The organism is Roseibium sp. TrichSKD4 (assembly GCF_000148725.1).
In the GTDB taxonomy this organism is placed as follows: domain Bacteria; phylum Pseudomonadota; class Alphaproteobacteria; order Rhizobiales; family Stappiaceae; genus Roseibium.
Genome location: NZ_GL476318.1, coordinates 153781 through 162200, shown reverse-complemented (window position 1 = coordinate 162200; position 8420 = coordinate 153781). Strand labels below are relative to the sequence as shown.

The 8420-nt window shown below is 55.4% G+C and carries 1 protein-coding gene; it reads left to right on the top strand.

Annotated elements, in window-relative coordinates:
- The first annotated feature begins 101 nt into the window (after nucleotides 1-101).
- Nucleotides 102-8357, top strand: coding sequence for a cadherin repeat domain-containing protein (locus TRICHSKD4_RS16230; RefSeq protein ID WP_208993110.1), 8256 nt, complete (start codon nucleotides 102-104; stop codon nucleotides 8355-8357).
- Nucleotides 8358-8420: the final 63 nt, after the last annotated feature.

Genomic DNA, 8420 nt, shown 5'->3' with positions numbered 1-8420 from the left:
GAGTCCACACCGGAGAGCAAAGAACGGGCGAGGGACACCTGATCATCGGAGAGCACAACGAATTTGATGGTGGTTGGCGAATTGGGAATTTCTCATTCAAGTTGGTTGCGCCAGATGGCACCGAGACCACTACGCACGACTTTTCGCTCGATCGCCATGGCCGCCTGATTTACACCGGCACCGGCAATCCCTGGGACATGGGCACACTCAAAATTGAGGTTCATATCTCAGATCCGAATTCTCCCGATGGCACCCGCGCCGTTACCCACACAGTCGTTTTGGGATATCGGGAGACACTTCCGCAAACACAGCAATCCGATGCAAGTCTGTCTGGTCCGCAGGAGTTGACCGTTAACGGCCAGGAAGCGAGTTCGGGAGGCGGCCGGGTCGTCGGAGAAGGTTTTCAGGTAACCGGTGCCGGCCAACAGATCACGATCACCAACACGCACAATGAGCAAGCGGAAGAACAAAGCAGCTACGGGTACTACCGCAAGGATGAAAACGGCAATCCCGTCGACGGCAAGATTATCTGGAACAATGTGCACACGACCCGCGGCCAAAAAATGGCGCTCGAAAATTTCGATCCCGACAAGTACGGGTTCTTTATCATACCGGATGGCGGCCGCCAAAACCCGGATGTTGAGAACCATACGGAAGTCAAGTTCGTCAAAGGCGAGAACGGCGAATGGGTGCCGGTCCTTGCCGACGGAACTCAGCTTAAATCCGCTGATCCGACAGGCGCAGCCTATTTTGACGATCCCAAGCTGAACCCGGAAGGCAAGGTGCATAATCGGGGAGGCAACTGGGAAGACCTGCCGCCCGAGAGCAGCGACGAAGATTACAACGACGTCCAGGTGACGATGCAAACTGGGCCCCAGCCCGTTACCTTCACTATCAAGGTCAAAGGTCCGGACGGCTCGCTGACCGTCACAAACGATTTCCACGTCAACGAAAAAGGCCAGCTCATCTACACCGGTGAGGGCAATGCCTGGGATCACGGCGAGCTTGTCATTGAAGCGACAACCGCCGACGGCCAGACCGTCAGCCGGAACGTCGATGTAAAGTACCAAGGGGCCACCCCCGCCGTTTCTGTCGACGAAAACACCTACGGAGCTTCCTTCGATGCTGCTAAGGTTCTAAATTCGGGCGGCACGGCCGGTTACACTTACCGCATCGTTTTCGGAAACGAGGACGGCAAATTCAAAATCGACCCACAAACCGGCGAAGTAACGGCCGAGGGCTTGGATTTTGAACAGGCCTCGTCGCGCACACTGGTTGTGGCGGCCACGAATGGTGGCAACACCAGAACGGGTACATTTACCGTCGCGGTCAATAACGAGAACGAAGGCATTCTCTTCTCCAATATCGGCGGTGTGGTATCGGCGAAAAAGGACGCCCCGGCAGGCACGACGCTGGGCCGCGTGGATGCCCAAAGCCTGGATGGCAACGAACTTACTTTCGGTCTGAAATCGCCGAGCGACGACTTCTCCATCGATCCGAAAACGGGTGAGATAACCAAGAAACGGTCCGGTGCCTACGAAGGTGGCTATCAGACCGTGGTGGTCGTCGTAAGTGATGGCACATCGAGCCGTGAGATCGCCTGGAAGGTCAAATTGGGCGACGAGGCTAGCCCGCTGTTCGACACCGACAGCAATTTCCAGGTCACCGAGAACGCGGCCTCGGGAACAAGGGTTGGTACGCTGACACCAAGGAACGGCGGCGATGGTACTGTAACGCCGCAATTCGCGATCACCGGCGGCAACCTGGATGGCGCATTTTCCATCGACAAGGACGGCAATATTCAAGTCTCTGGCGACGTTGACTTTGAACGGAGCCCGGATGGCAAGCGGGTTCTTGAAATAACCGTTTCCGACGGCTTCAACGCACAAAAGGTCAAGGTCACCGTCAATGTCCAAAATGTTGAAGAAGCTCCTGAAGTGGTTGTCGACCGGAGTTTCGAAGCAAAATCCGATGCTGCGGCCGGGGACAGCCTGTTCAAACTCGAAGCGCGCGGAGAAACTGGCAGGACGCTGACCTATTCGATCGAAGACAACAACTTTGATCCTCTTTTTGAGATTGGCGCGGATGGCACGATCAGGGCGAAGAGAGACTTCAAGGCATCGGATGCCGGCAGCCACTCTATCATTGTCGAAGTCTCTGATGGAACAACGAAGGTAACCCGAACGATCAACATTGAAGTTGGTTCAGGGCGGACGCTTTCTACCGACAAGCAGCAATTGCTCACAGGTCAAGGTTTTGATCAGGCAGGTGGAGCCGTCATCGGCAAGGTTGAGGCGTCGACTTCAGACAGTGCGTCAGGTCCGATCGACTATCAGATTGTCAGCGACACATATGGCGGTGCGTTTACGATCGACCCGAAGACCGGCGAACTTAGCTCAACCGGTTCAATCATACCTGGGCTGTTCAAACTTAAAGTCCGCGTCAAACAGGGCGACCAATTCCAGATCGTTACTGTTCTTGTCAAAATGAAGCCGCAAGAGGACCGGAAGCCGGACGTAATTGGATCGCAGGCGGTTCTGTTGGGCGCCGGCGATACCACCTCCGATGGCCAGGTCCTGGGGCAGGTCAGCGCGTTCAACTACGACGGAACACCACTGGAATTCGAAGTTACGAAGGGCGACGAAAGCAAGCTGACCGTCGACAAGAACACCGGTCAGATCATAGCCAAAGGGTCTGATGTCCCAGAAGGCGTTTACGAAATTACCGTTCGCAACCCGCGCAACGGACAGACACAGACAGTTTCGCTTTATGTAGGAAAAAAACGTGAGGCGGCCTGGAGCCATGTTTCTGAAAACGAAGGCAAGACCATAACCGGCAACCTGACCGGAACTGAAAACCTGTTCTTTGGCGCGGATGGCAAAGTCATCAAGGACGAATTGTCGACGAAAGCTTCCAAAGCGTTTGAAGCACTCGGCGCAGAAGAAAAACCGGAGCCGAGTACCGCGCGAAAACAATGGGACACCATGATTTCGTCGCTGACGACACTCGCCAAGGAAAATCCGCAGCAATTGCGGCAGATTCTGCAACAGGCCTATCCGAACGCAAAACCAGCTCAGATTGATGACCTGATCAAGCGGATCGCGTCTGGCGACGTGCCTGTGCCGGCAGCCTTGCATACGGTGAATTTCGCAGCCGGAAGCACCACTCAGGGCGCCTACACGAAAGAAGGCGGTGGCCAGATCTTCATCAGCCGCAAGCTCAAGGACCCGGATGAGATCAACAAGGTTCTGATGGAGGAACTCGGTCATCACTTCGACGCCTTGCTGGGCACTGACGACAGCCCGGGTGACGAAGGCGCCATCTTTGCGCGCGGCGTCGCCAATGGTGGACCGATCAGTCAGGGTCAGTTGAACCAGCTCAAAACGGAAAACGACCGGGGTACCTTGAACGCCTTCGGTCAGGAGCTTCCTGTTGAATTTGCAGGAGAAACAACGCTGCTGCTCGAAAGCATCGTGAATTCGGAACAGTTGTCACGGAGCGGCGCCGGGAAACTGGGTATTCGCGCTGCGCGTGGCTTGATGCGCGCGGGTAGCACCGTGAAAGACTTTTTCAGCAACCTCTTGAGCCGCGCCAGCTCGGCCAGCAACACCGCAAGTGCTGCTGAGGAAATCCCGTTGATCGAACAGGGCAGCAGCAGTGTTCTTGAAGGGTTTGAGGGAGCAGGTGCCGGACTGGAAGGTCTGGGAGCGGGTGCCGGTGGCGCTGGCGGGATCACCATCTTTGGCACGCAGGTACCAACTTGGGCGGCCGTCGGTGGAGGTGTCGTGGTCGTCGGTGGCGGTGGAACCGGACTGTTCTTCGGAATTCGCGAGGCTGTCAGAAAATCCTATGGCAATACACCGGCAGACTTCGGCAGCGCGCCATCCAGCGTCTCAATCAACCCCGCCGATATCGATGGCAGCACGGACATCGACGGCAGTTTCTCGGCGAGCAAACCATCCTACGCGAGCGGACCGGTCAGTTACCACTTGACCGGTCCGGATAAGGACAAGTTCACGTTCGAGGACGGCAAGCTGGTTTACATCGGCTCAAAAGACGATGTCGGCAAAACTCTGCATGTAACGATCGTTGCGGAGCATGATGGCTATGATGCGCCGCAAACAGCCTCTCACCCGGTAACCGTGAGCTTCTCCAACGCAGCTCCAGCCTTTTCCGGAAATCCGCCTTCATCCGTCGCCGTCTCGGTGGACGATATCAGGAAGGGCAACGTCAATATCGGCCAACCTTTCCAGGCAACCGATGCAGACGGAAACGTGGACGGCACAGTTACGTTCACGCTCAAGGGGCCAGATGCGAACAAGTTCAGCATCGTCAACGGGCAGTTGAAGTACATCGGCACGGAAGAACAGCTCAAGGATGGTCTTTCAGTTGCCGTGACCGCAAGCAGCGGCGAAGGCAGTAGGGCCACAAGCACTGACCATGTTGTGAAGGTTTCGCTGGGCAACACCGCACCGCAATTCGCCGACGACACGCCAACCGATGTTGGAATATCGGCACGTGACGTCCTGCGAGCGCCGGAAGGTGGCGTCAATGTCGGGGCACCGTTCCGCGCAAAGGACAAAGAAGCCGCAGAAGACAACCCCGTCACCTATTCGGTGAGCGGACCGGACAGCGACAAGTTCAAGATCGATCCTGCAACCGGGCAGTTGAAATACATCGGCACGCTAGAACAGCTTGAAGCTGGTCTAGCGGTCACCGTCACCGCCAGCAGCGGGGAAGGCGAACGAGCTGCCAGCACGGACTTTGTCGTAAATGTTTCCATTGCGAACACCGCACCAAGGTTCGCAGAGGGCACGCCGACACAAGTTGCGCTGACTGAGTCCCAGTTTGCAGGTTCGCCTTCAGGCGGCGTTAACGTCGGCTCACCGTTCCAGGCAACGGATGATGAAAATGACGAGGTGACGTATTCACTCACCGGCCGCGACGCCAATAAGTTCCAAATCGGGGCTGACGGGCAGCTGGTCTACATCGGAACCGAAGATGATCTGAAGGAGTCGCTTTCCGTAACTGTCAGAGCCAGCAGCGGCGAAGGTGAGCGGCTTAAAACCACCGACCATGTCGTTACCGTCACGCTCGGGAACACGGCGCCAAGATTTGCCGCCGGTACGCTGACCCAGCTCCCGATCTCTGCCCAGGAGATTTCCAAAACCGCGATTGGAGGCGTCACCGTCGGCGCACCGTTCCAGGCTTCGGACGCGGAATCTGAGGAAGACAACCCGGTCACCTATTCCGTCCATGGGCGGGACAGTGACAAATTTGAGATTGATCCCAAAACGGGTCAGCTCAGATACACCGGCTCCGTAGACGAATTGAGCGACTCCCTGTCGGTGACCGTTCGTGCCAGCAGTGGAGAAGGTGACCGTGTTCGTACGACCGATCAAACTGTGACCGTTGTGCTTTCAAATGCGGCACCCGTGGCAGTCGCCGACCCGCAATCCCCCAACTCGGCACTGGTCAAGGATCCGAGCATGGATCAGCGGATAACGTTGCCTAACGGGACAGAAGTTACCGTTCGATACAACGCCGCAACAGGCGACTGGGATGAGACAGGCGTAACCACCAACGCACGATCGTTCATGCTGCTCCCAAGTGGTCGGGCGTTCTCGATACCGGATCCGTCAGAACTCAACGATTCATTCAGTCTGCGCGAACTTACCGACGCCTTGAACGAGGATCCGCAGAAACTCGACGCCATGCAGGATGAGTTGCTTGTTGCACAGCGTCTCCGGAACGAGGCCGTGATCGTCAATCTAATCCATGACTTGCAACAAGGCGGCAACCCGGAAGCGATTCAGGCACTGAAGGACCAGCTGGTTGGTCCGTATGGTCTGACCGAAGAAGAGTTCGCCGAATTCGAACGGCAGGCGCGCGAACTCCAGAAAGAGAGCACGACCGAATGGCGCGGTGAAAACAACGAATTGTTGGGCTTCAAAACAGCATCAGGAAAATACTACAAGTATTATCCAGGGTTCGGTCCGAACTCGGCAGCGCAGCATTTCTACCAAACGGATTCTGACGGAAAACGTACAGACCATGCGGTTTATGAACGTGATGCGAACACCGGCGAGATGTCGGCTGTCGGTCAACCCGGCCTGGCGCCTGGAGGAGCCGCAGGCGGTTCTGGCGGAGGTGCCGGCGACGGTGGCGATGGCGACCGTCCAACGACACCAACCACCACCACGACTACAACAACAACAACGACCACCACAACGCCACCCACTGAGGACGGCGGTGAGCACAACGAAGCCTTCGAAATGGATGTCTTAGGCTTTGACCTTGAAACGGGCGAGATGCGAACCATTCAACGTTCCGAGAACCCCGGCAATCAACAACCTTCTTTACCGGAAGCTGTTCGAAATGCAGTGAGCTCTGTCGGTAACTATTTTGCCCGCCGCAGCAGAAGGTCTGAATTCGTAGGTCAGAGAACCCAGTTGGCGCAAGACTCTGCACACACGCTAATGCACAACATCGCGACCGATCCTGAATTCGACAGTATTGTCGCAGAGATCAGAAGCGGGTTGAGCGGTGCGGAGCTTGAAGAATTCGACAAGCTCGTGAAAGAACTGAAGGAAGCTGCGCAAGAAGACGTAACGGCAAACGACCGCGCGATGGCGTTCATGCACAGGTGGGCGGAATACGGGTGGCTCGACCCTAGATGGCTAACAGAGGTTCGATACAATCTGTGGGGTAGTCATACCACGGCCAATCTCGCACGATCCGCCTTGGCAAGTTTGGTCGTCGGTGGCGCTGGAGCAGCCATACAAACTGCTTCTCTCTACATCCTGCAGGCAATCTACAAAAATCGGACCGATGAAATTCCACAACGCTTGATAGATCAGGCGCTTGGAATCAATAGGGAGACGCCGTCAACGGAGCCAACCGATCCGCAAACGCTGGATTTGGATCAAATGGAAACCGACGCGACACAGCTGCTGGACGAAACCTTGCAAAGCAGCACGCCACCCATAACTCCGGAAACGTCAACTTTGACAGAGGAATGGGAGAATATGAGTGATGACGACCGCACGGTAATTGCCACAGTTGCTTCGTTGGATGAAGAGACAATGACCGATTTGGCGGCAACCTTTGCGATGTGGGACGATTTGACCCCAGAGCAGCAACAAGCGGTGATTTCATCGCTCGCCGTTCCCGGCAATACCTATGTTGACGAACGCACTGTCAGCCTTCTGGCCAACTATTTGGTCGAATTCTTCGTAGGTACAATCCGAGGAGTTGCTCTCTCGTGGGCCGACAGCAAAACTGAGGTTCAAAACAGAGCGGATAAGCTGAAAAAGGCGATCGAAGGTGTGAAAGCTGATGCCAAGTCCAACCTCACGCAAGGTTGGGAAGCTTTCAAGAAGTCTATTGTCAACCAGGTTAAGGGTGGAACTCTCTCAGTTATCGTTTCGCTCGCGGCAATTGCGATAGGCGATAGCCCGGCAAAAGTTCTGGCGGAAACTCCTAAAACAATAGGGTTCGCAGCACTCAGCGGCTTAGTCAATGCGATTGTCGACGGAATACGATCCAGCTCCGCATGGGCTCGTGGTTTGAGCGCTGAAGGATCACTCAAGTTCAAGGCATATCTCAAAGTCGTCGTGCGTACAGCGATACAGTATCTGAAGGAAGTGGTCTCCATTGGGTTTAACTCGCAGAGAAGCTGGAATGAGATGGCTACATTGGCGTTGCAGATGAAGGTCCTGTTGGCTGGGTTAATCAGTGGTGGATACAAAGAATTTAACAACTACGTCACTCAGAGGCTCACCCAGGGTAATCTTCCTGACACGGAGCAGGCTGGTCAAACGCTCGCCAAGGGGTTGAAACTTTTCTGGAAATTCCGGGACCATCCAGCGGTTCAAGGTAACGATCAGATGAATGCCTTTTTGGATCGGTTCGCTCAGCCAATGAACGACAATGTCAACGCTGAAGACAACGAGCAATTCAGGCAGGACTTCGATGCCTTCCAACAAAGGATCAGGGACTATCAACCAGCCGACAATGACAACCAAGCTGGCGATACAGAGACCCAGTTCGAAGGGACCATCAATGCCTTTAACAACGGAACCCAGGTTGTTCCGGGAGCCGTACCGGAGCTCGGACCGAACGACAGCGTCGAAGTTGAAGGAGCAGTAGGCGACGCTTTCTACGTAGAGTTTGGGCAGCTCATGTACCGACAGAACGAAAACTATGCGGACTTGCCAAGCGCAACGATCGTTCTCGTGATCACCAGACGAGACACACCTGACGGGCCTGCGCGCGAAGAACGGCGGACCGTCACCATTAATGTGGCGCAACAGGCGCCTCAACAAAGGAGGAGAGCGAATGATCAACAGCCGTAAGGCGAGATAAAACCACACAAAGTATCTAACAACTCCTGAGCAAAACTATCCCCGCCGGATTTC